Annotated in this window: 24 protein-coding genes; 12 read left to right on the forward strand and 12 right to left on the reverse strand. The window is 62.1% G+C overall.

What is annotated here, in order from left to right:
- Positions 1-398 precede the first annotated feature (398 nt).
- From JQ597_RS33400 to JQ597_RS33415, 4 genes are all read left to right on the forward strand, one after another.
- Positions 399-776, forward strand: coding sequence for a transposase (locus tag JQ597_RS33400; protein WP_212269671.1), 378 nt, complete (start codon positions 399-401; stop codon positions 774-776).
- A gap of 85 nt (positions 777-861) precedes the next feature.
- On the forward strand, positions 862-1395 hold the full coding sequence (locus JQ597_RS33405; protein ID WP_212269672.1) for a methyltransferase family protein: 534 nt from the start codon (positions 862-864) through the stop codon (positions 1393-1395).
- Between the two features lie 16 nt (positions 1396-1411).
- Positions 1412-1588, forward strand: coding sequence for an ABC transporter substrate binding protein (locus JQ597_RS33410; RefSeq protein ID WP_312012126.1), 177 nt, complete (start codon positions 1412-1414; stop codon positions 1586-1588).
- Between the two features lie 243 nt (positions 1589-1831).
- Positions 1832-2830, forward strand: coding sequence for an ABC transporter substrate-binding protein (locus JQ597_RS33415; protein WP_212269674.1), 999 nt, complete (start codon positions 1832-1834; stop codon positions 2828-2830).
- A gap of 96 nt (positions 2831-2926) precedes the next feature.
- Here JQ597_RS33415 and aroC read toward each other — a convergent pair whose 3' ends face one another.
- Together aroC and JQ597_RS33425 are read right to left on the reverse strand one after the other, a co-directional pair.
- Complete coding sequence (gene aroC, locus JQ597_RS33420) at positions 2927-4015, reverse strand: chorismate synthase (protein ID WP_212269675.1); 1089 nt, start codon at positions 4013-4015, stop codon at positions 2927-2929.
- 170 nt (positions 4016-4185) lie between these two features.
- Positions 4186-4785 carry a histidine phosphatase family protein gene (locus JQ597_RS33425; protein ID WP_212269676.1) on the reverse strand — a complete coding sequence of 200 codons (600 nt, stop codon included), beginning with the start codon at positions 4783-4785 and terminating at the stop codon, positions 4186-4188.
- A gap of 255 nt (positions 4786-5040) precedes the next feature.
- Here JQ597_RS33425 and JQ597_RS33430 point away from each other — a divergent pair, with 255 nt between their 5' ends.
- Positions 5041-5529 carry an RNA polymerase sigma factor gene (locus JQ597_RS33430; RefSeq protein WP_209846728.1) on the forward strand — a complete coding sequence of 163 codons (489 nt, stop codon included), beginning with the start codon at positions 5041-5043 and terminating at the stop codon, positions 5527-5529.
- A gap of 94 nt (positions 5530-5623) precedes the next feature.
- Positions 5624-6397, forward strand: a complete 774-nt coding sequence (locus tag JQ597_RS33435) for an anti-sigma factor family protein (protein WP_212269677.1) — start codon at positions 5624-5626, stop codon at positions 6395-6397.
- 359 nt (positions 6398-6756) lie between these two features.
- Here JQ597_RS33435 and JQ597_RS33440 read toward each other — a convergent pair whose 3' ends face one another.
- Both JQ597_RS33440 and JQ597_RS33445 read right to left on the reverse strand, forming a co-directional pair.
- On the reverse strand, positions 6757-7710 hold the full coding sequence (locus tag JQ597_RS33440) for a DnaJ C-terminal domain-containing protein (protein ID WP_212269678.1): 954 nt from the start codon (positions 7708-7710) through the stop codon (positions 6757-6759).
- Between the two features lie 148 nt (positions 7711-7858).
- Positions 7859-8263, reverse strand: coding sequence for an RT0821/Lpp0805 family surface protein (locus JQ597_RS33445; protein WP_212269679.1), 405 nt, complete (start codon positions 8261-8263; stop codon positions 7859-7861).
- Positions 8264-8385: 122 nt separating this feature from the next.
- Here JQ597_RS33445 and pdxH point away from each other — a divergent pair, with 122 nt between their 5' ends.
- Together pdxH and JQ597_RS33455 are read left to right on the forward strand one after the other, a co-directional pair.
- Entirely contained in the window at positions 8386-9027 is a 642-nt protein-coding gene (gene pdxH / locus JQ597_RS33450) for a pyridoxamine 5'-phosphate oxidase (protein WP_212269680.1), read from the forward strand.
- A gap of 19 nt (positions 9028-9046) precedes the next feature.
- Positions 9047-9799 (forward strand): SDR family NAD(P)-dependent oxidoreductase, encoded by a 753-nt coding sequence (locus JQ597_RS33455; RefSeq protein ID WP_212035354.1) that lies wholly within the window; start codon positions 9047-9049, stop codon positions 9797-9799.
- A gap of 127 nt (positions 9800-9926) precedes the next feature.
- Here the strand turns inward: JQ597_RS33455 and JQ597_RS33460 are convergent, their stop codons facing one another.
- A complete protein-coding gene (locus JQ597_RS33460) occupies positions 9927-10157 on the reverse strand; it encodes a hypothetical protein (RefSeq protein ID WP_212269681.1) in 231 nt (76 codons plus the stop codon).
- A 196-nt stretch (positions 10158-10353) separates the two neighbouring features.
- Entirely contained in the window at positions 10354-11331 is a 978-nt protein-coding gene (locus JQ597_RS33465; protein ID WP_212269682.1) for a magnesium transporter CorA family protein, read from the reverse strand.
- 388 nt (positions 11332-11719) lie between these two features.
- Here JQ597_RS33465 and JQ597_RS33470 point away from each other — a divergent pair, with 388 nt between their 5' ends.
- On the forward strand, positions 11720-12403 hold the full coding sequence (locus tag JQ597_RS33470) for a L,D-transpeptidase (RefSeq protein ID WP_192735138.1): 684 nt from the start codon (positions 11720-11722) through the stop codon (positions 12401-12403).
- Positions 12404-12839: 436 nt separating this feature from the next.
- Here the strand turns inward: JQ597_RS33470 and JQ597_RS33475 are convergent, their stop codons facing one another.
- Positions 12840-14015, reverse strand: coding sequence for an extensin family protein (locus JQ597_RS33475; protein ID WP_212269683.1), 1176 nt, complete (start codon positions 14013-14015; stop codon positions 12840-12842).
- 82 nt (positions 14016-14097) lie between these two features.
- Here JQ597_RS33475 and JQ597_RS33480 point away from each other — a divergent pair, with 82 nt between their 5' ends.
- The 3 genes from JQ597_RS33480 to JQ597_RS33490 all read left to right on the forward strand — a co-directional run bounded on the left by JQ597_RS33480 (position 14098) and on the right by JQ597_RS33490 (position 18060).
- The gene (locus tag JQ597_RS33480; protein ID WP_212269684.1) at positions 14098-15726 is read left to right on the forward strand and encodes a fatty-acid--CoA ligase; all 1629 of its coding nucleotides are present in this window, start codon (positions 14098-14100) and stop codon (positions 15724-15726) included.
- A gap of 440 nt (positions 15727-16166) precedes the next feature.
- Positions 16167-17066 (forward strand): LysR family transcriptional regulator, encoded by a 900-nt coding sequence (locus JQ597_RS33485; protein WP_249133411.1) that lies wholly within the window; start codon positions 16167-16169, stop codon positions 17064-17066.
- A gap of 148 nt (positions 17067-17214) precedes the next feature.
- Entirely contained in the window at positions 17215-18060 is an 846-nt protein-coding gene (locus JQ597_RS33490; protein WP_212269685.1) for a DUF1499 domain-containing protein, read from the forward strand.
- Between the two features lie 165 nt (positions 18061-18225).
- Here the strand turns inward: JQ597_RS33490 and JQ597_RS33495 are convergent, their stop codons facing one another.
- From JQ597_RS33495 to JQ597_RS33515, 5 genes are all read right to left on the reverse strand, one after another.
- Positions 18226-20028: a sulfatase family protein gene (locus tag JQ597_RS33495; protein WP_212269686.1), complete on the reverse strand. Its 1803-nt coding sequence runs from the start codon at positions 20026-20028 to the stop codon at positions 18226-18228.
- Between the two features lie 952 nt (positions 20029-20980).
- The gene (locus tag JQ597_RS33500; protein WP_212269687.1) at positions 20981-21910 is read right to left on the reverse strand and encodes an MBL fold metallo-hydrolase; all 930 of its coding nucleotides are present in this window, start codon (positions 21908-21910) and stop codon (positions 20981-20983) included.
- 196 nt (positions 21911-22106) lie between these two features.
- Complete coding sequence (locus JQ597_RS33505) at positions 22107-23321, reverse strand: acyl-CoA dehydrogenase (RefSeq protein ID WP_212269688.1); 1215 nt, start codon at positions 23319-23321, stop codon at positions 22107-22109.
- A 199-nt stretch (positions 23322-23520) separates the two neighbouring features.
- Positions 23521-24597 (reverse strand): 3,4-dihydroxy-2-butanone-4-phosphate synthase, encoded by a 1077-nt coding sequence (gene ribB / locus JQ597_RS33510; protein ID WP_212035364.1) that lies wholly within the window; start codon positions 24595-24597, stop codon positions 23521-23523.
- Between the two features lie 332 nt (positions 24598-24929).
- Positions 24930-25769, reverse strand: coding sequence for a hypothetical protein (locus tag JQ597_RS33515; RefSeq protein WP_212269689.1), 840 nt, complete (start codon positions 25767-25769; stop codon positions 24930-24932).
- Positions 25770-25777: the final 8 nt, after the last annotated feature.

Consider the following 25777-nt stretch of genomic DNA (forward strand, 5'->3'; position numbering starts at 1 on the left):
CCCCTCGTCATGACGACGGCCGACGCCCCTCTGAGTGGGACGGGATGGCTATTGATGTGCAGGTGATTTGGGGTGGAAGGGAAGAGAAATGTTTTTGATTTTCGGAAATTTAGGACTTGACATGATTTCTGCAAATCGGAATTGATTTGCCCGACGGGTTGATCTGTCGCACGCAGTCCTCAAGATTACGCTTGCATGCGAGGCGACACAGCGACGTCGGTAGGGCGGATTGGAGCCGACTTGTCCGCCGTAGCTCGGAGAGCGAAGGCGGAAGGCGTAATCCGCCGCCCCGGCTACATCGCAAACTGGTCTGTGCATCAAACGCTCTATGTCGAATGATCGTCACGCGATCGACCAGCGGAGATTCTAGCGAAGATGAGCGCCTGACGATAACCTGGATGGCGGATTACGCCTTCCGCTCAATCCGCCCTACGATCTTGATCCTCACGCCTGGCAACACCGCCGACTGCACAGTCGGGCCGGCATGTGTCAGTCTGCTCGACGGCATCGCCGAGTTGCTCGGTGACAAGGCTTATGACAGCAACTCGTTCCGCAAGTCACTGCGCAAGGACGGCATCAAACCGGTGATCCCAGGCCGGTCAAATCGGAAGAAACGCATACGTCACGACAAGCTAGCCTTAAAGGATCGCAACGTCATCGAGCGCTGCTACTGCAGGCTCAAGGACTTCAGGCGCATCGCAACGCGCTACGACAAACTCGCTCGGAACTACTTCTCAGCCCTGTGCCTCGTTGCCGCCGTGGCATTCTGGCTTTAGTCGTGCGCGGTTTCCGCTTTTGGGATAACATGGCGGGCGTGTCGGCACCCGGATGACGACGGGAAACCGTGAAGGGGAGCTTGGAATGAGCTCGCAGCGAGTGTCGGGAACCGCCGTGCAACGAACCATTGCCGTCCTGGGCTCGGCAGTTTTCTTCGTGGTCGCCCCATGTACGCTGGCGGGGCTCGTTCCATGGTCGATCACGGGTTGGCAACTCCGGCCGCCGTTCCTTGGTCTGGAGCTGACGCGCGGCATCGGCGCGATAATGATTCTCGCAGGCGTGCCTGGGCTCGTTGACGCATTTGCGCGTTTCGCGCTGCAGGGTCTCGGCACCCCCGCGCCCATCGCGCCGACCCGGAATCTCGTGGTGACCGGTCTCTACCGTTATGTGCGTAATCCAATATACGTCGCGGTCGTTGCCATCATCCTGGGTCAAGCGGTGCTGATAGGCGATTGGCGCCTCATCGTCTACGGCGCGCTGCTCTGGCTCTTCTTCCACGTCTTCGTCGTGGCGTACGAAGAACCCACGCTCGAGCGGACGTTTGGGAGTGAGTACGAGGCGTTCTGCGCCGCCGTCCCGCGCTGGATACCGCGGATGACCCCATGGCGGGCGAAATGATCGGTGGCCCGCGGTTGTGCGAGCCGCTGCTCGCGACCGATCTCGGCGGATTCTCAAAGGGACAAACGTAAACGAGTTGCCGGTTCAGATGCCGGCAAAGTTCGAACTGGTGATCAATCTTCGAACCGCTAAAATGCTTGGTTTAAGCGTACCAACGACACTATTCGGCCGGGCGGACGAGGTGATCGAGTAGCGCTGCTGTTTACGGCGGCGCGCATATCCGCTTGTGGCACAAAGCGTCAGTTTGCGCGGTGCAAGGCGATGTCCGGAGTTGGGGGTAAAACCGACCTGCCGATTGAACGCCCGGACTTCTCAGAATGCCCCAAGGCGGACATTGGACCCAACCCAAATATACTTCCTTCGACCGCCGACAACACCTTCCAAGCATCGGGCTTGGACAGATACACTTCCCGCATCCTGATCCTGGGAGGCGGGCATGAGACGGCGCGCGTTCATTGGGCTAATCGGCGGCCTGGCCGTGTCTCCAATCGCTGGGCGGGCGCAGCAGCCAACAAAGATGAAGCGGCTCGCACTAGCTGACCCTGCGCTAAAGGTTGCCGACATGCGGATTGGAGGCGACTCGGGTTACACGTTGGGTCTTCAGGAACTCCAGCGCCTTGGTTATATCGAAGGTCAGAATTTGATCATCGACCGGTTTTCGGCTGGCGGGACAGGGGAATATGGCGACCTCGCAGCCAAAATCGTCAGCGCGCATCCAGACGTGATCTTTGCTCCGGGTACGTCTATCACACTCGCATTGAAAGCGGCGACTAGCACAATTCCCATCGTTGCCATCACTGGCGATCCGATTCGATTTGGAGTGGTATCCAGCCTGTCGCATCCGGGCGGAAACGTTACGGGGGTTAGCATTGATGCTGGCGTTGAACTTTGGGGTAAGCGTCTTGAACTGCTTGCTGAAGCCATCCCAAAGGCTCGCAACGTGCTTTTCGTTTCAACGCAAGCGGGTTGGGAGGCTGCGGGCGGCAAGGCGACGCGGGAGGCAGCTCAAAGGCTCGGTATTGCGTTAGCGATTGCGCCCGTGTCCACTCCGGTCAATGAACAGGCATACAGCGACGCTTTTCAAGCCATCCAGCGGGACCAAGCCGATGGACTTGTGATTGCAAATATTATCAACGCCTACGCTCATCGCTTTCTTCTCGTTAAACTCGCCCAGCAAATCGGTCTCCCGACGATGTTTGTTTTTCGCGAGCAGGCGGAAGCCGGAGGATTGATGTCTTATTCCATGGACCTAAAGTACGCCATTCGGGTCGCTAATGCGCAGGTGGCTGAGATATTGCGCGGTAGCAAACCAAGCGAGATGCCGTATGTCCAAGGGACGCGATACGAGTTTGTGATCAACCTGAAGGCCGCAAAGGCAATAGGTCTCACGATTCCTCCGGCAGTACTCGCCCGCGCCGACGAGGTGATCGAATAAAGTCGCCTACTGGCACAAAGCAGACGTGCTGAGGGCCGGCCTGGATGTCCGCTTCTGGACGTAACGCGGACATCACAAGCCCTTCGCGCTCATCGCCTATCCGCCGACCTGCCCGCGATGGCGCAGCAGATGATCCGCCAGCACGCAGGCCATCATGGCTTCGCCGACCGGCACCGCGCGGATGCCGACGCAGGGATCGTGCCGGCCCTTGGTCATGATGTCGGTGTCGGCGCCGGAGCGATCCACGGTCTGGCGCGGCGACAGGATCGACGAGGTCGGCTTCACCGCAAAGCGCACCACCACCGGCTGGCCGGTGGAAATGCCGCCCAGCACGCCGCCGGCATGGTTCGACAGGAAGCGCGTGCCGTTGTTGCCGGTGCGCATCTCGTCGGCGTTTTGCTCGCCCGACAATTCGGCGGCGCCGAAGCCGGCGCCGATCTCGACGCCCTTCACCGCGTTGATGCTCATCATCGCCGCCGCCAGTTCGCCGTCGAGCTTGGCGTAGATCGGCGCGCCGAGGCCGGCCGGCACGCCTTCGGCGACGACTTCGATCACGGCGCCGATCGAGGAGCCGCTCTTGCGGATGCCGTCGAGATACTGCTCGAAGAACGCGGCCTTGTCCTTGTCCGGGCAGAAGAACGGATTGCGCGCGATCTCGTCCCAGTCCCACTTGTCGCGATCGATCTTGTGCGGACCCATCTGCACCAGCGCGCCGCGCACCTTGACGTCGGGCAGGATCTTTCGCGCGATGGCGCCGGCCGCGACCCTTGTGGCGGTCTCGCGCGCCGACGAGCGCCCGCCGCCGCGATAGTCGCGCAGGCCGTATTTGGCCTCATAGGTGAAGTCGGCGTGGCCGGGACGAAACTTGTCCTTGATCTCGGAATAGTCCTTTGAGCGCTGGTCGGTGTTCTCGATCAGAAGCGCGATCGGCGTTCCCGTCGTCACCTGCACCCCGGTCTCGGGATGGGCCATCACGCCGGACAGGATTTTGACCGCGTCCGGTTCCTGGCGCTGGGTGGTGAAGCGCGACTGGCCGGGACGGCGGCGATCGAGATCGATCTGGATGTCCTCATTGGTCAGCGGGATCAGCGGCGGGCAGCCGTCGACCACGCAGCCGATCGCGATGCCGTGGCTCTCGCCAAAGGTCGTGACCCGGAACATGTGGCCGAAGGTGTTGAAGGACATTTTGAGCCTTGGAAAGACAGTCAATTCTGACTTGTCGTAACGCGCGAGTCCCCTGCGGTCAAACCGCCAGGCCGTCATTCCGGGATGGTCCGAAGGACCAGACCCAGAATCTCGAGATTCCGGGTTCGATGCTTCGCATCGCCCCGGAATGACGGTGTTAAACGTCGCCCTTAACTATACTTCTGCAGCGCCCCGTCCCGAAAGACGTAAACGGCGCCCTGCTCGATGGTCAGGTCGGCGGCGCTGAGCGGCGTCTCGATGCCGAGCGCCACCATCAGGGCCCGCGCCGTGCCGCCATGCGCCACTGCGACGGTGTCGGCCGCCACCGACGCATACCAATCCTGCATCCTCGCCTGCACGTCGACATAGCTCTCGCCGCCCGGCGGCGACACCGTCCATTTCTCGATCTGGCGCTTGGCATAGAGATCGGGGTCGCGCAGCTGCAACTCTGATAGCGTCGCGCCTTCCCACTGGCCGTAGCCGATCTCGCGCAAACGGTCGTCGAGCGCGTAGCCGTCGCGCGGCAGCTTCAGTGATCCGCGCACCAGCTCCATCGTCGCGCGGGCGCGGATCAGCGGGCTCGCGACAAACGAAAGCTCCGATTTGTCGCGGCCATGGCGGGCGAAGAGATCGCCGAGGACATTGCCGGCATGGGCCGCCTGCCTGCGGCCGAGATCGTTCAGCGGAATGTCCTGTACACCCTGTAGCCGCCCTTCGGCATTCCACGATGTCTCGCCATGGCGAATGTAATAGATGACAGGCGCAGGCATCGGACTGGCGGCTATTCCTCAGGCCACGAATGGGAGAGCGCGCGGCATGCGGCTTCCAGTCGCGCTTGGTATTACGGTTGGAGGTACACCAGCACTCCAGCGGGGTACAGCCCCAATCCGCTTGAGCCTAATCCTGGGATTAACCTTGGGTTTAACGCTGTCTTGCGTAAGCCTCAACAGGCGGAATAGACGCATCGATTGGGTGTTATGCTGGATAAGGCGTTCGCGCCGGACCGACCTGAAGATCTGGTGACAATGACCGCGTTTCGCCAAAGTGTCGAAGCCATGATCCCGGCGCTGCGCCGCTACGCGCGTGCGCTCGCGCGCGACGCCGATATCGCCGACGATCTGGTGCAGGACACGCTGGTGCGCGCGTTGCGTTCGGAACGGTTGTTTCTCGGCGGCGACGTCAGGAGCTGGCTCTATACGATCCTGACCAACCTCAACAAGAACCGGCGGCGATCGCTGGCGCGGCGGCCGCAATTCATGCCGCTGCTCGACAACAACCCGGACGCCAGCGGCACCGAAGCGGAAGGCCGCGACATCGCCCGTGCGTTGTCGACGCTGGTGGAAGAGCAGCGCTCGGTGCTGCTGCTGGTGATGCTGGAAGGGTTGAGTTACCGCGAGGTCGCCGACATCCAGGGCGTACCGATCGGGACTGTGATGTCCCGGCTTGCCCGGGCGCGCGCGCACGTGAAAGCCTCGCTCGAGGGCGAGCGCACCGCGCTCAGACGGGTGAAGTGATGCAGGCGATGCAAACAGGACGCGTGATGGCAGGCGATATGCTTAGGCAGGGTTCGACGCAGATTCCGATCCGGAATAGACAGAGACGACGACGATGACCGACCCCCATATTCCCGTCACCGAAGACGAGCTGCATGCTTACGTCGACAACGAGCTGCCGGCGGAGCGCCGCGGCGATGTCGAAGCGTGGCTCGCGACGCACCCCGACGATGCTGCGCGCGTGCAGTCGTGGCGCACGATGGCGGAAGCGCTGCATGTCCGCTACGACGGCATCGTCGACGAGGCGGTGCCGAGGCGGCTCGAGATCGAGCGGCTGGTGCGCCAGCCGCGCAAATGGTTCTACGGCGCGATTGCCGCAACGCTGGCGGCATTCATTGTCGGCGGCGGCGTCGGCTGGATGGCGCGCGGGGCTGCAGCAGCACCCTCGGCGCTGCAGAGTTTCACGACGGATGCGCTCGATGCGCACCGGCTCTATGTGGTCGAAGTGCGCCATCCCGTCGAAGTACCCGGCAGCGAACGCGCGCATCTGCAGGCATGGCTGACCAAGCGCTGCGGCTGGCTGGTGCGCGCGCCGGAATTGACCGCGGCGGGATTGAAGCTGGTCGGCGGGCGACTGTTGCCCGGCGCCACCGGGCCTGCCTCGTTCATGATGTATGAGAGCGCATCGGGCGAGCGCTTCACGATCTATACGGCAAAGTCGGAAGCCGAGGCGACGCAGATGCGATTTTCGTCGGAGGGCAAGGAGAGCGCCTTGTTCTGGGCCGATCGCGGCGTGGCATATGTGGTGGTGAGCAGCGTCGGCGACCGTGGCCGACTGACGCAGATCGCCCAATCGGTGTATGACCAGATGGAAAAGACCGGGGGTTGAGCGCCCTCACCATCCCGGTTGAACAAGCTTGTTGTTTGATGCGCTTTCCGTGCGCGAGCCGGTGTCCGTCCCGCATCAAGTGCGGGGCAGGTCTCGCTCGAAAACGCTATACGTCAAGCCGTTTGTCCCAATTCTGACATCGAAAATCTGGAATCAAGACATCGGCGCGTCTCATTATCGCACTGGGTGATCACGCGAAAATGAGCGGCGCTCGATCCGCCGATCGGCGCAAGCGGCCTCGATCGGGGTTTGGTACCGCGCTGGTCCCCCTTTCGAGGCCGCCCTTTTTAAGGGAAGCACCTGAATTGGTTCGGGAAATGGCCTGCCGCACTGCGCTGTTTTATTAGACGTGTTTTTGGTCAGCCGAAATCGCTGCGCGGATTGTAAGGGTGGCCGTCGCGCCACTTTTGCATCAATGCTTCAAGCTCGGCATCGTTCCCGTCGGGAAGAATAATCCTTGTCGTGACGAACAGGTCGCCGGTCGCGCCTGCCTTCGGCAGCCCCTTGCCCTTGAGACGGAAGGTGCGACCGCTGGAGGTGTTCTTCGGGATCGGAAATTCGACCGCGCCGCCGAGGGTCGGCACCCGAATCTTGGCCCCGAGCACCGCCTCATAGAGCGTGATCGGCAGGTCGAGCCGCAAGTCGCTGCCGTCGATCTTGAAGAAGGGATGCGGCGCAATGCTGACGGTGATCAGGAGGTCCCCCGGGGGATGGCCTTGCGCGGTCTCGCCCTGGCCCTTCAGCCGGATTTGCTGACCGGCGGCGACGCCTGCCGGAATTTTGACGTTGAGCTCCTTGCCGTTCGGCAAGCGGACGCGCTTCTCGGCCCCCTTGACCGACTCCTCCAGCGACACCGTCATGGCGACGCTGAGATCGAGATCGAGGCCGATCCCGCCGGTATCGAATTCAAATCCTTTGCCACCGCCGGGACGTTGCCCGCGGGCCGCGCCGCCGAACATGCTGTTGAGGATGTCCTCGAAGCCGCCGCCGCCGGGGCCGCCGCCGGCGCGGAAAGTGTGGCTTTCAAAGCCGCCGCCCGGACCGCCGGCACGGCCGCGCGGGCCGCCGCCAGGAAAGCCCTGGAAGCGCGGCTTGCCCTCGGCGTCGATCTCACCGCGATCGAACTGCTTGCGCTTGTCCTCGTCGCCGATGATCTCGTTGGCCGAGTTGATCTCGGAAAAACGCGCCGCGGATTTCGGATCGTTGGTGTTGTTGTCGGGGTGATGCTTCTTGGCGAGCTTGCGGTAAGCACTCTTGATCGCCGCAGCGCTGGCGCCCCGCGGCACCCCCAAGACCTCATAGGGGTCGCGCATCCGTCACGTCTCCTTCACGGGAAATCGGTTCTAACTAAAGGGCGATCTGCCCGCTTTGCCTTCATCTGGGGAGCCAGTGGCATTTTTGCAACTGCCGATGCCCCTGAAAACGGACCCTCAAACGGGCCCTCAAGATTCTTGGGGTAGCTTAGCTCCGTTTCCAGGGCTTGAGGGTACGAATTTCCCATCGACCTTGTTCACCCCTGCAGGCGGCGCCCTGCAGCCAGCTTTCCGCACGATCCTTGACGTAGCTGGCCAGGAAATCCCGGCAGGTACGGCCATCGTCCGAGGCATAGGCCTGGGACAGCGGCGTTACCGAACCCCGCGCGCCGGTTTCAGGGTTTTCCCAGGGCTGGCTGGAATTCTTGCCGCCCTTGGTCAATACATCGGAGGCGGCCGTGCGGGCAAAGGCGAGATCGCTCTCGGTCGGTACCGGAGGGGCGGCCTGGGGCGTCACCGACCCAGTCACGTCTTTTTCTTCCAGCTTGGCGAGAGCGTCGGAGCGGGACAGGCTGCAACCGCCCGCGCCGAGGCCGATCAAAATCATGGTCATCACCGCGCCCGCCGGCCGGATCGCGGATAGGCCAACGCGTCCCCATGTCCTATATAGGGCGAACCTATACTGGGGCTGTAGCGCGCTCTCTAACGCGAACGGACGCAACTGGAACTCCTGGCATGACCGACACAACCTCCATCAAACACCCGACACCGTTAACATCGGGTGATTTTACCGCCGCCGAGGAACCATTTGCGTTGTTCGGTGCGTGGTTCGCCGAAGCCGTGAAGGCAGAGCCGAACGATCCCAACGCGATGTCGCTCGCAACCGTCGATGCCGACGGACTTCCCGATGTCCGCATGGTGCTGATGAAAGGCTATGATGCGGATGGTTTCGTGTTCTACAGCCACATCGCCAGCCAGAAGGGCCGCGAACTCGCCGCAAATCCTAAAGCGGCTTTACTATTTCACTGGAAATCGCTGCGCCGTCAGGTGCGCATCCGCGGCAACGTGTCGCCCGTGACGCCGGAAGAAGCCGACGCCTATTTCGCCACCCGCCCGAAGCAGGCGCAGATCGGCGCCTGGGCCAGCAAGCAGTCGCAGCCGCTGGAAAGCCGCTTTGCCTTCGAACAGGCGATCGCGCTGGTTGCCGCCAGGCACGTCATCGGCGAGGTGCCGCGTCCGCCAGGCTGGAGCGGCTGGCGCATTGAACCGGTCCGTTTCGAATTCTGGCACGACCGTCCGTTCCGCCTCCACGACCGCATTGAATTCCGCCGCGACGCGCCGGTCCAGCCATGGACTAAAATGCGGCTCTACCCCTGACGCCGAAAGCCTGAAAGACATGTCGACTTCCACCAATGCGCCGCGACGCACGCTGCTCCTGACCGGAGCGAGCCGCGGCATCGGCCATGCCACGGTGATCCGCTTTTCATCGGCGGGCTGGCGCGTCATCACCTGCTCGCGGCATCCCTTCCCCGACAACTGCCCGTGGGACGCCGGGCCTGAGGATCACATCCAGGTCGATCTTGCCGACCATGCCGATACCACGCGGGCGATTTCGGAAATCCGCGAACGCCTCGAAGGCGGCGCGCTGCACGCGCTGGTCAACAATGCCGCGATTTCGCCGAAGACCGCTGAAGGCACGCGGATGGGCACCATGGATACCGACATCGAGACCTGGAGCCATGTTTTCCGGGTGAATTTCTTCGCGCCCATCATGATGGCGCGCGGGCTGATCGAGGAATTGAAGGCCACCAAGGGCTCGGTGGTGAACGTCACCTCGATTGCGGGCTCGCGCGTGCATCCGTTCGCGGGCGTGGCCTATGCGACGTCGAAGGCGGCACTTGCGTCACTCACACGTGAAATGGCCTCCGATTTCGGCCGCGTCGGCGTCCGCGTCAATTCGATCGCGCCGGGCGAGATCGACACCTCGATCCTGTCGCCGGGCACCGAGAAGATCGTCGACCAGCAGATCCCGATGCATCGGCTTGGAACGCCGGACGAGGTGGCCAAGATCATCTACGTGCTGTGCACCGAAACCAGCTCGTACGTGAACGGCGCCGAGATCCACATCAACGGCGGCCAGCACGTCTAGAGCATGATCGGTTCTGATTGAATCAGAACCGAAGCTCTGGATTCTCCTTGGCGCGTTTTCTTTGCGCGATCCGGTATGCCCCCGGATCAAGTCCGAGGGCATGCTTCGCGCGAAACGCTGGCGCGCTTCACTCCGCGTAAAACTTGCTCCGCGTTTTTCTTGGCGCGGTTCGCACATCATGCGTCTCGACGTTGAAGGCGCTGGAGCATTCGTCTTCGTTCTCGCCATCGGCAAGCGAAGCGCCGCAATGCCGGCAGAGCCGCGCCGCGATCGCCTGCGCCTTGCCAACGATGCGGCCCTGCTGGTAGCGCGCAAAATCGATGACGTTGCGGGGTGACGTTATGAATTTTTCAACCATTGCTGTCCTCGCGGCTTGTGACTGCGTTATCGCAGAAAGCCGTCGCGCAAAGGTTCATCGCGACGCTCAAATTTTACTCGTACAATTGGGGCAGCTTCCTGTTTTTTTTGAAGGTGCATGAATGCCCCCGAGATCATGCGCGCGCCTTAACATCTCGGTTACTACGGCCACCTCGGTGACAACAGTCAGGTTGTGACTACAGCCACTTCTTCCATCTGAAAAGAAAGTAAGGCAGCACGGCTGCCATGAGCATCATCACCAGCGCCATCGGATAGCCGTGCGCCCATTCGAGCTCCGGCATCGCCTTGAAATTCATGCCGTAGATCGAGGCGATCAGCGTCGGCGGCATCAAGACCACGGCCATCACCGAGAACAGCTTGATGATGTTGTTCTGCTCGAGATTGACGACGCCCAGCATGGCGTCGAGCACGAAGGTGATCTTGTTGGAGAGGTAGGACGCGTGGTCGGTCAGCGAGGCGACGTCGCGCTGCATGGTCTTGAGCTGCTCGCGCATGTCCTTGGACCATTTGACGCCTTCCATGACAGCCGAGAGGAAAGTGACGACGCGGCCGACCGAGACCAGGCTCTCGCGGACCTTCGAGGTCAAATCCCCCTTGCGCCCGATCGCGATCAGGATCTGCGAATATCGCTTGGCCTGGCCGTGACGCTCGCTTTCGGGTTCGAAGATGTCATGGGAAACCTGATCGACGTCGGCGCCGACCTTCTCCAGAATGTCGGCGCAACGGTCGATCACCGCGTCGACAAGTTCCATCAGCACCATTTCGCCTGTTATGCCCGGCATGCAGGACCGCCCCAGCTTGTTCTCCACCAGGGCAAACGGCTTCGGCATGTCGTAGCGCACGGTTACCAAGCGGTGACCGGCCATGATGAAGGTGACGGCCGTCGTCCGCGGCATATCGGTGTCGGAATGGCACATCAGCGTCGCGGTCATGTAGCGCGCGCCGTTCTCGATATAGAGCCGGCTGGAAATCTCGATCTCCTGCATGTCCTCCCGGGTCGGCACCGCGATCCCGGTCAGCCGCTCCACGGCGCGGTCTTCCTCGGTCGTCGGCTTCACCATGTCGATCCAGACCGCGGCTTCCGGCAAAGTCGCCGGTTCTGGCACCTCGACTTTCTTCAGAGTGGATTCAGAGGGGACATACACTGACAACATGGGAAACTCCGGAACAGGGCAGTCTTTTGGTCCTGACGTGTCGTCACGCGAACCCGGGACCCGCTCCCGCGCGACACCGCCACCCAGCGGACTAAACGCGATTCTGGCAAGCGCTTGATGACTGGCGTATTAACCCCCCATCCACATTTATGGCGGTGGGGTGGCGGTACCGTGGCCACGATTCGGCAAGGACGACAGCGTTGCCTATAAATCAACCGGAAATCGAAAAACTTGCGGCAAAAAAGCCACAGCCAGGCTCCCGCAGCGCCGAACAAGCGTCTAAGCACTGGAATAATTACCGGTTTTTGCCAATAATGGGATTATTGGAATCGTGGCGTTTGCGGCGCAAGTTGGCGCTAACCGCGATATGTTCGATTGGAAGTGCGCAATGACGTCGCTGAAGGCAAAGTTGGGAATTCTGGCTGCAGGGCTGATGCTGTCAGGCTGCATGCAGACCACGAGCTATCAGGCTGCGCCGGAGGCGACGCTCAAGCCGAATGACAAGGCCCAGCTTGCAAAGGCGCGTTACGCCAAGGTTGCCGTGGCCGAACCGTTCCGCCGCGCCATCGTCGACTATCACCGCCGCGAACTGCCCGGCACGATCGTGGTCGATTCCGACAACCACTATCTTTACCTGGTGCAGGACGGCGGCAAGGCGATCCGTTACGGCATCACCGTCGGCGAAGAAGCCTTGGCCTTCTCCGGCATTGCCAAGGTCGGCAACATGGCGGAATGGCCGAAATGGACGCCGACCGCTGATATCCACAAGCGCATTGAAGGCCTGCCCGCGTCGGTGCCCGGCGGCGTCGACAATCCGCTCGGCGCCCGCGCGCTCTATCTTTACCAGGGCGGCCGCGACACGCTGTTCCGGATTCACGGCACCAACCAGCCGGAATATATCGGCGCATCGATTTCCTCGGGCTGCATTCGCATGACCAATGAGGACGTCATCGACCTTTACAGCAAGGTCAAGCAAGGCACGATCGTGGTGGTGCTCGACCCCAAGCAGGGTGACTCGCCGTACAATTCGAAGATGGCGCTCCAGGGCGGCGGCAGCTCGATAACGCAATAGCGGACTGCATCCGATCGCAACGAGATCAAAACGCCGGCCTTGCCGGCGTTTTTTATTTGTCGGTCGGTGTCGCGGAGAACACGCGGCTGGCGGGGCTGAAACCTTGGGCGTGGCCAAAATGTCGGCCAAAATCCACGGGATCCGCGGCCATGCGGCCAGAAAGACACAGCCGTCTCCCGCAGTAAGCCCAGCTGGCACGTAAACGCTGGAATTACGGCCGATTGCAACAGTAATGCGGCCAATGAATCGTCACGTGTAGGGCACGACTGGCGCGCTAGAGTCTTATCGGTTCTGATGGAATCAGAACCGAAGCTCTAGACTCTTGTTTTGACGCGTTTTCTTCACGCGAACCGGTATCCACCCCCGGATCAAGTCCGAGGGCATGCTTCGCTCGAAAACGCTCTAACCGACGACAAATGACGCCGCACAAGGACAATCAAGAGCGCCGGTTTTGCCGGCGTTTTTTTGTTGCGGGCTTTGGCTTGGACTCCACTTCCACCGCATCGGATTTCTCATCCGCCGGGGCCGCGCTGGATTTCCCCGCAGCGGGTTTGGCAGCGTCCGATTTGGCCGCTTCGGGTTTGGCGGCAAACTCGCGCGGCGGCGCCTCTTCCGGCCGCTCGGCCGGCATCAGCGGCGCTGTCTGCGGCAGCGGGTCCCACACGTTCCACTGGCAGATCCGGTAGTTATTCCGCCGTTCCATGAGATCGAGATGGATGTGGTCCTCGTGGTACCAGTCCGACCCCGGTCCCAGCACCGTCGAGAACCGCGCGCACGCCGAATGCAGCACGGCTTCGCGCAGCTCGCGCGGCACATTGCGATCGGTGAGCGAGATTGAGCGGCCATTGGCGAGCTTGAGGGCGCGGACGTCGAGCGCATTGGCGCGGCCGTGTTCGGAGAGTCTTGCGCCGACGATACGGTTGCGGCCGCGGCATTCGAACGAGTCGAAATTGTCGAGATCACTGATCGTGCTGCCGAGGCGCCCCGCCAGCGGCGCGATGTCGGTGCGGATCCAGTCCACCAAAGCAGAGGCCATCGCGCAGCGCAGGATCGCCGCCGGCTTCACCGAGACCTGACGCTTGTCCGGCAGCACAATCGCCTCGAGCCGCACCAGATCCTCGCCCCCGCAGCCGCCGGCGCCACGGATGTCGGGAATGCTGGGAGCGATGGCGATGGCCTCCGTCAGTGCCAGCCGGCAGGCCGAGGGCGGAGGTGGCTGGGGCGCGGCCTGTTCGGTGGGCTTGCCTTCCTTTGTGGTCTCCTTGGCCGTTTCCTTGGCCGTTTCCTTGGCAGCTTCCTTGGGAGCTTCCTTGGAGGACTCGTCAGCCGTGGGCTTGGCGGGCTCAGCGGTTGGTGCATCGGTCGGGCGCGGTCGCGGCAGCGGTACCGCCGCACGGTGGACCTTTCCACGCTGCCTCGGCGGATGGATCCCGAACAGATCGCCCCAAGGCGACTGCCACGCCGGCTGCCGGGACGTTTTCGCGGCCAGGGCCTGGTCGGAGAGCAGACCGAGCAAAAGCAGGCCCGCCGCAACGGTAACCATTGCCGCCGCCGTGCGACCAAAGGCGCCATAAGCCCATTTTCGGCTTGCTTTCTCCGCGCTACAGTTCATGTCAATTCCATGATCGCACGCCAAAACACCAGCACTTTGGCGGATCATGCGCGAGACAATAACCTTTGGGAGGGACGTGCGTATGCTCGGATTGATGCAAGACTGGCCTTTGCTTTGCCACCGGATTATCGAACACGCGGCGCAGTATCACGGTACGCAAGAGGTCGTCACGCGGTCGGTCGAAGGGCCCATTCATCGCACCAATTACGCCGAAATTCGCGATCGTGCGCTGAAAGTCTCGCAGCGCCTCGACCGCGACGGCATCAAGCTCGGTGACCGCGTCGCCACCATCGCCTGGAACACCTGGCGCCACCTTGAAGCCTGGTACGGCATCATGGGCATCGGCGCGATCTGCCATACCGTCAACCCGCGGCTGTTCCCCGACCAGATCGCCTGGATCATCAACCACGCGCAAGACCGCGTGGTGATGACCGATCTCACCTTCATTCCGATCCTGGAAAAGATCGCGGGCAGCCTGCCCAGCGTCGAACGCTACATCGTGTTCACCGACAAGGCCCACATGCCGCAGACCACGCTGAAGAACGCGGTCGCCTATGAGGACTGGATCGCGGAAGCCGACGGCAAGTTCGAGTGGAAGACCTTCGACGAGAATACCGCAGCCGCGATGTGCTACACCTCGGGTACCACGGGCGATCCAAAAGGCGTGTTGTATTCGCACCGCTCCAACGTGTTGCACGGGTTGATGGCCAACAATGTCGACGCTCTCGGCACCAGCGCCGCCGAGACAATGCTGCCGGTGGTGCCGTTGTTCCACGCCAACAGCTGGGGCATCGCGTTCTCCGCACCCTCGATGGGCACCAAGCTCGTGATGCCGGGCGCCAAGCTCGACGGTGCTTCGGTCTATGAGCTTCTCGACACCGAGAAGGTCACGCACACCGCCGGCGTGCCGACGGTGTGGCTGATGCTGCTCAATCACATGGCCGCCGGAAACCTGAAGCTGCCCCACCTGAAGAGCGTGGTGTGCGGCGGCTCGGCGATGCCGCGCTCGATGATCAAGTCGTTCGTCGACATGGGCGTTCGCGTGCGCCACGCCTGGGGCATGACCGAGATGAGCCCGATCGGCACCGTGGCGGCGCTGAAGCCGCCGTTTGCCGAACTCGCCGGCGAGGAACGGCTCGATATCCTGCAGACGCAAGGTTATCCGCCGTTCGGTGTGCAGATGAAGATCACCGACGATGCCGGCAAGGAATTGCCGTGGGACGGCAAGACCTTTGGCCGCCTCCAGGTCGCAGGACCTGCGGTCGCGAAGGCCTACTTCAAAGTCGATAGCGAGATTCTCGACGAGCACGGCTATTTCGACACCGGCGACGTCGCGACCATCGACCAGCACGGCTACATGCGCATCACCGATCGCTCCAAGGACGTTATCAAGTCTGGCGGCGAGTGGATTTCATCGATCGATCTGGAGAACCTCGCGGTCGGCCATCCCGCGGTGGCGGAGGCCGCCGTGATCGGCATCTATCATCCCAAATGGGACGAGCGCCCGCTCTTGATCGTGCAACTGAAGGCCGGCCAGCAGGCAAGCCGCGAGGACATCCTGAAATTCATGGATGGCAAGATCGCGAAATGGTGGATGCCGGACGACGTGGCTTTCGTCGAGGGCATTCCGCACACTGCGACCGGCAAGATCCTGAAGACCGCGCTGCGCGACCAGTTCAAGAGCTACCGTTTCCCGAACGCTGCGGCCTAGACCTTTCCCGTTCCGATAAAATCGGAACGGGGCTCTAGATTCTTTGGTTTGACGCGTTTTCTTGACGCGAACCGGTGTCCACTTCGCTGGAAAACGCTCTAGCCTCGGAAGGGCGCATTCGACCGGATGCGCCCCGACCTGCCCAGGGACCCACCCAAGACACGCCAGATCGATGACCACATCGCGCGCAGGCTGCGGGCTGTGTCCTGCACGGCGGCAACGACGGCCGCGTCCCGCTCGTGGTGAGCGATCCTGCCGTAAGCGGCGATATCGGGGCTGCCGTCCGGATGGCGCAGCGCGCCTTCAACAGCCCTTACGTGACCGTGCAGCTTCTTCTCCCAAGACATAGCGACCGCTCCTTCATTGACTGCGACCACTATTATTACGTTTCCAACGTGATATAATCGGCTAGTATTTATATTCACTCGTGAAACAAATTCATGAATATCAATGCAGCCTCGGCCGAGATGAATGGGTTCGTGCGGGTGGTCGAGCGGGGCAGCTTTGCGGCCGCGGCAGACGATCTCGGCCTGACCCCCTCTGCCTTGTCCAAGCTGGTCACGCGCATCGAAGACCGGCTGGGTGTGCGCCTGTTGACCAGGACCACGCGCAGGCTCGCCCTGACTGCCGAGGGCGATCTGTTTCTGGCCCGGAGCCGGGACATCCTCGCATCGATCGAAGCCGCCGAAGCCGAGGTAACGGCGGCAAGCCGGCTGCCACGTGGTCATTTGCGGATCAGCGTCGGGACAGCCCTCGCCAAACAGATACTCGGGCCCGCCCTTCCTGTTTTCCTTAGCCATTATCCAGACATCAGCGTCGAGCTTCATGTTTCGGACCACCAGGTCGATCTGGTTGCCGAGCAAGTCGATGTCGCCATCCGCTCCGGCGCACTCGGCGATTCAACCCTCATGGCGCGCAAGCTCGGTGACGCGACAAGGGTCGTTTGCGCCAGTCCGCTCTATTTGAAGCAACACGGATCGCCGCGCGTGCCGGCCGATCTGCTGCAGCATAATTGCCTGACGCTACCCGGGCCGGCGTGGTCGCAATGGCCCTTCCACACCCATGAAGGCATCAATCGCCTCGCCGTGTCAGGCACATTTACCAGCGACAGTGCCGACCTGCTGCTCGATATGGCGGTAGCCGGGCTCGGCATCGCCAGGTTGGCGGATTTCATGGTCGCGCGGGCGATACAGCAAGGCACCCTCGTTCCGCTGCTCGGAGACAGCCACATCCCCGAGACGTTTCCGATCCACGCGCTGACGGTCCCGGGCCGCCACCGCGCTCCGCGCATCAAGGCCTTTATCGACTTTGTGGCCACGCAGTTCGGGCGCCCGGCATGATGCGCCATGACGCTCCTTGCACCACCATTTGGACTGATTTTCCGGCGCAAGCTGCTTTCCACAGGTGCGGAAAATGCGCTAGTTCAGGGCGCCGGGTCTCCAGTATTGCGACCGGAACGGCAGCTGAATTCATGATGGAAGTTTGAGGATGGCCCGCAGGTTTTCCGCTCCCTACCAGACGGAGCCCGTGTCCAGCCTCGCCACATGGGCGCGCAACCTCGCACTGTTCTCACTGATTGCGGTGGTGGTCTCGATCATGATCGTCCGCTTCGGCTTCCTCGAGATGAAGCCGGCGCTGGCGACGTTCTTCGGCGCGCTGGCCTTGGCCGGCCTTTCCATCCTGGTCGGCCTGGCCGCGTTTGCCGCGATCTGGCAGAACGGTTCGCGCGGCATGGGCCGCATCCTGCTGGCGCTATTGCTCGACGCCGCCATCCTCGCCTACCCCGCCTATCTGGCCCTGCAATACCGCAAGTTGCCGCGGATCTACGACATCACCACCGATTCGATCGACCCACCGCGGTTCGAGGCGTTGGCGCGGCTGCGCGCCGGCGAAGGCACCAATCCGGCCGTCTATGCCGGGCTCTATTCAGCCGAGCAGCAGGCGATCGCCTACCCTGATATCGAGACCGTGGAGCTGGAGGTCCCGCCGCAGCGCGCCTACGAGATCACGCTCGCGCTGATCAACAAGCGCAAATGGCGCGTGGTCGACGAACGCCCGCCGCAGGCGCGCCGCGAAGGACGCATCGAGGCGATCGCGCAAACGATGATCATGGGATTTCGCGAAGACGTCTCGATCCGGATCAAGGCCGACGGCGAGGATTCCCGCGTCGATATCCGCTCCGCATCGCGCTATTTCGACAGCGACCTCGGCAGCAACGCCTCACGCATCACCAAGCTGATCGCGGACATCAACACCGTGGCCGACACCAAGCCGGCCGCGAAGAAACCGGCGGCGCCGGCGAAGGTGCAGGCCAAGACGGTGAAGAAACAGTAGCTCGCTGGCCGCGCTCCCTCGCCCCCGTGCGTGCGATGGGCGCAGAACGGGTCTCCGAGATTATCCCCTAACCGGACATGACGCAGTCAGATTCTCGTGCGGGAATGCACCTTGCCAAGGTGATCGCCATCGGCTTGCAGCCCGGCGTAAATTCATCTCCCAGGTTCAGGCGCCTGACATTGTTTCCGCCGTGACCTCCCAACCGGCATCTATGCCACCGGGAAGCATCTGCCCGCGATCCTCACCAACCTCTGCGTCGATCAACCGATTGAGCTTCTCGTTCATGGCGACAACGAGTTCCCGGTGTTGCTTGCTATTCATCGCGAGATTGTTCATTTCGTAAGGATCGGCTCTCACATCGAACAGCTCTACGTCGTTCATCAGGTAAAGGTCTTCGAAAGTCGTGGGGCGGTTGTGTTGCTTCGGCGAAAAATAGCGCGTGAATTGGTACCGCCCATCGAACACCGACCGTACCGCGCCACGCTTCATCATGTCGGGGCGGATGCCCGCACTTTTGAGATCGCTCGATTTGCCTCCCTGTTGCATGTAGGTAACGGCTTTGTTGAGAAAATCCCCGTCGAGGTAAGCGAACATGTTGTAGTTGAAGAGCGCGCCGTCGCGAACGGCCGTGAACTCGGCGCGCTGAGGAGCCGCGAGGAGTCCGGACAAGTCCTTTCCGGGAAGGTCTTTGACAATCCTGGCCCGTTTGTCCGGTGCGACCGCACTAAGCCCTATCAGCGTCGGCGCGATATCCACGTGCGACGTGACGGCCCGACACTGCTGCCCGCCGGCGTGCGCGGGGTGAGCGATGATCAACGGTACGTTGTTTTGCTCGCGGTACGAGACTGCACCCTTGGCGTGAAGTTGATGCGCGCCGTCCATGTCGCCATGATCGGCGGTCAGGATCACGATCGTCTTGTCGGCAAGACCCGAGGCGTCCAACGCGGCGAGAACGGTCTCGATGTTGCGATCCACATCGCGCATGCAATTCAGATAATAGTTGTGGCGCCGGCGCCAGCGAGCATCCTCGTTCGGGATGTGGCCGACCAGCGCGTCGTGGGCCCTCAGGAAATCACGATGCGCCGGAGGGCGGCCCGGCGCGTCAAGTGCCTGAAAGTGGCTCGCCGGGAGCTTGAAGTCCCACTGCTTGGCATAGAGCGGATCGACCGGGTCGCGCGCGACGCGCTTGATGCCGCTTTTTGTCTGGACAACCGTGCCGGGGGCATCGGTGTTGTAGTACATTACATCATGCGGGTTGACGAGGTTGACGGCGAGAAACCAAGGCTTGTTTTCCTGTGAGAGATCGCGTGCCTTGCCGCGCAGCCAGTTGACGCCCATTGCAGCGATGATCGCGTCGTGCAGGTATCCGCCCCGCGTGTGTGCGATGATGTCGCCCACGCCGAAATAATCGGCGAAACCGTACGCCTCCATCTCCTCCGTGAAAATCTTGGTCAGATGGCCATGTTCGTTGACCGTCTCAAATTCCCTGGTCAGATGCCACTTGCCCTTGTAGGCCGTGTAGTAGCCGGCGTCGCGCATCATATCGCCAAGGGTCGGAATCTCGGTCGACATGCTCTCGATCCAGGGGAAATTCGTGTTGTCGAACATTTTCGTGTGCTGGATGTGCCGCCCGGTATAGAGCACCGAGCGGGAAGGCGTGCACACGCATGAACCGATGCGGTGATTGACGAACGTTGTGCCTCGTTTCATCAATCGTTCGTGTGCAGGCAACCGATAACCCGCCGGGAGTTCTCCTGGCCGGAACAATCGCTCCTGGTCGACCAGGAGGAACAGGATGTTGTAGGGCTGCGCGCTCTCGCGGGCTGCCTTGGTCGAGCCAACGGCCGCGTGGACTTGCCCGCTCGTATCGGCCGCGGCGCCGAGTCCCAGAGCCACCGCACCCATTCCAGCCGTGCGCAGGAAGCCTCGACGCGAGTCAGCCGGGCCCTGCGGATGATCGTTACTCATGTCCTCTCCTTTTCTTGGTCAGGAGGCTTGCGGTAGAGTTGATCTTCAGTCGGTCGATCTTGCCCATTGAACTTGAAGGGAGCGCGGTCTTGGGCCGCCTAGCAAAGTCCAGGCACACGCAAGTTGTTCGCCAAGATCGTTCAATTTACCGCGCGGCAGCAATCGGAATGAGGTGCCTGGCCCCACCTGGACGGAGCACTCACCAGTCTGGCGCAAGGATCGAGCGGTAGCTATGCAAAAAGCAGCCAAGCCTGCGGCATCATGTCCGTAGTTGGGCACTTTCCGGACATGGCGAGATGTCCGACTTGAGTCTGTTATGCACAGCAAAGCGGACGTCGCCGGCCCACCAAGAAACCGGCCAGCCGGCCAAGGCGCAAGCCAACCCTAGTGTCCTAAATGCAAGATGATAGAGTGTCGTAATTCGCAGTATGACCGGTGAGGACACCATGGGATGGTTTGACCGGCTGTTTGGAAGAACCCCGGGGCCTACTAGCCAACTCTTTGCCAGATTCAGAAAGAAATCACGGGCACCAACTGATCCTGATCTTCTGAAGATTGCCAAAGACCGAAAAGGGCATGTTTCACGGAGAGCTGTGAGAGATGAGTATAATCGGCTGCTCTTGGAGAAGTACTCGCACGATAAGGATTGATTTCTAGTTCCATCTAGTGGCGCAAGCTTTTGTAAGCCCGCCTCAGCGGGCAGCCCCTATCTTGACGTCGCTTGCTAGCCCGTAGCAGGAAATGACGAGATGTCCGACTTGAGTCTGTTATGCGCAGCAAAGCGGACGTCGCCAGCCAAGGCGCGGGCCAAGACAGTGAAGAAGTGAGGCACTACCGTCATTCCGGGGCGACACGAAGTGTCGAACCACAAATGCGCAATTGCGCATCGGGGAATCTCGAGATTCCGGGTTCGTGCTTCGCACGCCCCGGAATGACAGACGGATGGATGGCCCTAAGAAGAAGCCATCCGATAGGTCCCACCGATCACGGGATCGCCGTCGGTCGCCACGATGCCGCGCGACACCAGATCTTCCAGATGCGCCAGCACCGAATAGCCGGCTGCACCGCTCAGCCGCGGATCGAGGCCGATATAGATCGCGCGCACCATGGTCGGGATGTCGGTCTCGCCCTTGACAAGGCGATGCAGGATCGAGGCTTCGCGCGCGCGGCGGTGCCGGGTCAGGAAACGCACAAAGCGCGGGCCTTCCGGAATTTCCGGCCCATGGCCTGAGAAATACAGATCCTCAGGGCGGCTCTCCAACCGCGCCAGCGAATCCATGTAGTCGATCATCGAGCCATCAGGCGGGGCCACGATCGAGGTCGACCAGCCCATCACGTGGTCGCCGACGAAACTGATCTTCCGCTCGGGCCAGGCGAACGCCAGATGATTGGCGGTGTGGCCGGGGGTTGCCACCGCTTCCAGCGCCCAGCCGAAGCCCTCGATGGTGTCACCGTTCTTGACCTCGATGTCCGGCCGGAAGTTGCGGTCGGCGCCCGATTCCGGATTGTGCTTCTCGCTCTCGAAGCGCGGCCGCGAGGCGCGGTGCGGTCCCTCGGCGTAGACAGGCGCGCCGGTCGCGGCCTTGATCCGCACGGTGTTCGGCGAATGGTCGTTGTGGGTATGGGTGACCAGGATATGTGTCACGGTTTCGCCGCGCACGGCGTCCAGCAGCGCGTTCGCGTGCGCCTCGTTGTTTGGCCCGGGATCGATGATCGCGACCTTGCCCTTGCCCACGATGTAACTGACCGTGCCGGTGAAGGTGAAGGGGCTCGGATTGTTGCAGAGCACCCGACGTACGCCGGGCCGGGCTTCGTCGACGACGCCCGGCAGGAGCGGAAAGTCGCGGTTGAACGGGATGGTTTCGTTGTCGGTTTCGGCCATGGGAGTTCCTGCACGCTGTCACCAAGCTACAGTCGTCATACCCCGCGAAGGCGGGGTATCCAGTAAACGCCGGCGTTTCGAGACTAAACGGGAGGTCTCTGGGATACTGGATCGTCCGCCCCCCGTGCGCAATTGCGCACTCGGGCGGACGATGACAGCTAAGTTTGACGCCACCTCGGGTGCCCTGTCCAAGGCCTTACGAAAACGCCTGGATGCCCGTGATCGCGCGGCCCAAAATCAGGGCGTGGACGTCGTGGGCGCCTTCATAGGTGTTGACGGTTTCCAGGTTCGAAGAGTGGCGCATCACGTGATATTCGATCTGGATGCCGTTGCCGCCGTGCATGTCGCGGGCGACGCGCGCGATGTCGAGCGCCTTGCCGCAATTGTTGCGCTTGACGATCGAGATCATCTCCGGCGCCACCTTGCCTTCGTCCATCAGACGGCCGACGCGCAACGAGGCCTGCAGGCCCAGCGAGATCTCGGTCTGCATGTCGGCGAGCTTCTTCTGCACCAGCTGGGTTGCCGCCAGCGGCCGGCCAAACTGCTTGCGCTCGAGCGTGTATTGCCGCGCGCGCGCCATGCAGTCTTCGGCGGCGCCCATCACGCCCCAGGAGATGCCGTAGCGGGCGCGGTTGAGACAGCCGAACGGCCCCTTCAGACCGGACACGTTGGGCAACAGCGCGCTCTCGGGCACCACCACGCCGTCCATCACGATCTCGCCGGTGATCGAGGCGCGCAGCGAAAGCTTGCCGCCGATTTTCGGCGCCGACAGGCCCTTCATGCCTTTTTCCAGGATAAAGCCGCGGATCTGGTTGTCATGCGCGGCCGATTTCGCCCAGACGACAAAGACGTCGGCGATCGGCGCGTTGGAAATCCACATCTTGCTGCCGGTCAGCCGGTAGCCGTCGGAGACCTTCTCGGCGCGGGTCTTCATGCCGCCGGGATCGGAGCCGGCATCCGGCTCGGTCAGGCCGAAGCAGCCGACCCATTCGCCGGTCGCGAGCTTGGGCAGATATTTCTTGCGCTGGCTGTCGTCGCCATAGGCGTAGATCGGGTGCATCACCAGCGAGGACTGCACGGAGTTCATCGAGCGATAGCCGGAATCGACGCGCTCGATTTCGCGCGCCACCAGGCCATAGGCGACATAGCTTGCACTGGCGCAGCCATATTCTTCCGGCAGCGTGATGCCGATCAGGCCGAGTTCGCCCATCTCGTTGAAGATCTCGCGATCGGTCTTTTCCTCGAGATAGGCCTTGGTGACGCGCGGCAGCAGCTTGTCCTGCGCATAGGCTCGCGCGGTGTCGCGGATCATGCGTTCGTCTTCGGTAAGCTGCTCGTCGAGCAGGAACGGATCGTCCCACTGGAAACCCGCGGATGTCGGTTTGTCCTTGGACTGAGGGCGCACGCTCATAAAAATCCCTTTCGCATCACTGTCCTCATTGGAGTTGGCGGCCAAATTAGTGCGCTATCGTCCGAAGCGCAATTGAATTGGGCCTTTTACGTCATTCCCCGATGCGCAATTGCGCATCTGTGGGCGCGCGCAGCGCGAGCCCGGAATCTCGAGATTCCGGGTCTGGTTCTAACGCACCATCCCGGAATGGCGAATGCGGCTACCCTTCGAGCCGTTCGTTGGAGACGATCTCGATCCCGAAACCGGACAGTCCCTTGTAGTCATGGACCGACGACGTCAGATGCCGGATCGAAGTGATGCCGAGATCGCGCAATATTTGCGCACCGACGCCGACTTCACGCCATTGCCGGTTGCGATCGGCCTCGGCGGATTTCTGTTCGCCGACCGGCTCGACCGGAACGCCGGCGGCGCCGTCGCGCAAATACACCAGCACGCCGCGGCCGGCCTGCTTGAAATGGTTCAGCACGATCTGCATGCGCGCCTGGCCGGTGAACAGATCCTTGACGATGTTGGGCTTGTGCAGCCGCGTCAGCACGTTCTTGCCGTCGCCGATGCCGTTGTAGACGAAGGCGGCATGCGCGATCTCATCGAACGGCGAACGGTAGGCGTAGCCCTGCAGCGGCCCGATCGGGCTATCCGTTGTAAAGGTTGCGACCCGCTCGATCAGCTTCTCGCGCGCCTGGCGGTAGGCGATCATGTCAGCGATCGTGACGTGCTTGAGCTTGTGGGTGGCGGCGAATTTTGCGACCTGCACGCCCTTCATCACGGTGCCGTCGTCGTTCATCAACTCGGAGATGACGCCGACCGGCGGCAGGCCGGAGAGCTTGCAGAGATCGACCGCGGCCTCGGTATGACCGGAACGCAGCAGCACGCCGCCGTCACGGGCGATCAGCGGAAAGATATGACCGGGCCGGGCAAAATCACTGGCGCCGGCATTCGGGTTGGCCAGCGCCCGGCAGCAGGAGGCGCGCTCGTCCGCCGAAATCCCGGTGCCGCCATCGGGCTTGTAGTCGATCGAGACCGTGAAGGCGGTGGTGTGGTTGGAATCATTATGCGCGACCATCGGATCGAGCCGGAACCGGCGCGCGTCTTCCTGCGTGATCGGCGCGCAGACGATGCCCGAGGTATGGCGGATGATGAACGCCATTTTCTCGGCGGTGCAGAGCGAGGCCGCGACGATCAAATCGCCCTCACCCTCCCGGTCGTCATCATCGGTGACGACGACGAGTTCGCCGTTGGCAAAGGCTTGCAGAACTTCCTGGATCGTATCGGCCATTTTCTCAAATTCTCGCTTTGGACAGGGAGTGCATTAGCCGGACTCATGGGCCCGCGCCAGCATCAATACGCAGGGCAGGACGTCGCCTGCGACGTTTCGCAGTACGAAATCGGCATGCAGGAAACCATTGACCGGGTCCGGCTTCAATCGCCATGGTCGCACCCATAAAAACAAGAAGCACCATTCGGGGAGGAGACATATGCGTTTTCGGTTGAATTTCCACCTGATGGCATGGGCGGGGTTCGCCCTGATGGCAGGGGTCGCGGGCCTATCGCACCCCGCTCCCGCCGCTGGCGTACCAGCCGCTGAGAGCAGCCTGTAGCCCTACCAGTTCACCGCCGCCGCTGCTCGCGCCATTTGGAGAAGCCTGCAGCAAGGAGGATGCAGAAGGCCCACCCCAGCAAGGGCACAGCTGCGGTGCGCGCAATGGCCCGGTATTGCTCTGCGAGGGCGCCTGCAACCGAGGGAGCGCGCGTCACGATGAGCGGCTCATCCAGTGTCTTGAGGCCGAGTTTCCTGGCCGCATCGCGCGCGATGATCTGCGCGCCGGATACGGCAACGCCCACGAGCCGGACATATTCACCGCCGGATTCGCTCCAGAATTGCGGATGCGAGGCGAGAACGCGTCCGGAATCCCTGACTTCGCCCGCGACCCAGACTTCAACGGGAAGCTCGGGTCTCCACCCCTCGCCGACCAGCGGCGCAAGACGGCGGGTGCCGTAACCCTTGCTGCCGCGGCCGCCGCTCATGCGGGCCTCCCCTGCGAACTCGGTGGCAATGCGCCAGCGCGGCGCGGCGTAGCCGGCGACGCCGACACCTTCAGGAATATCGTCGACCAGACGCAGATTGACGGTGCGGCCCCACAACGGTGCATCCACGACAAAGGCCGGCGACACGCCCGTCAATGTCATGATCGCGACCGCAGGCATGCACAGGCCGGGCCGGGATCGCGTGACGCCTATAGCCAGCGGCAAACCGAGCAGGAACACCCCCATGATCCACGGCACAACCGGCGTGTATGCAACGACAAGCGTGCCGAGCGTCAGCTGAAACAGGATCGCAGCCGTACCCGCCATCAGGCAGCCGAACAGCGTGGACGACGCGGCCAGCGACGGGCCCGAACCGCGCGTCCTGTTTGATGACGAGAACGATATCCGCATGCTGATGGGCATTTCCGTGC

This window comes from Bradyrhizobium sp. AUGA SZCCT0177 (assembly GCF_018130125.1).
In the GTDB taxonomy this organism is placed as follows: Bacteria; Pseudomonadota; Alphaproteobacteria; order Rhizobiales; family Xanthobacteraceae; genus Bradyrhizobium.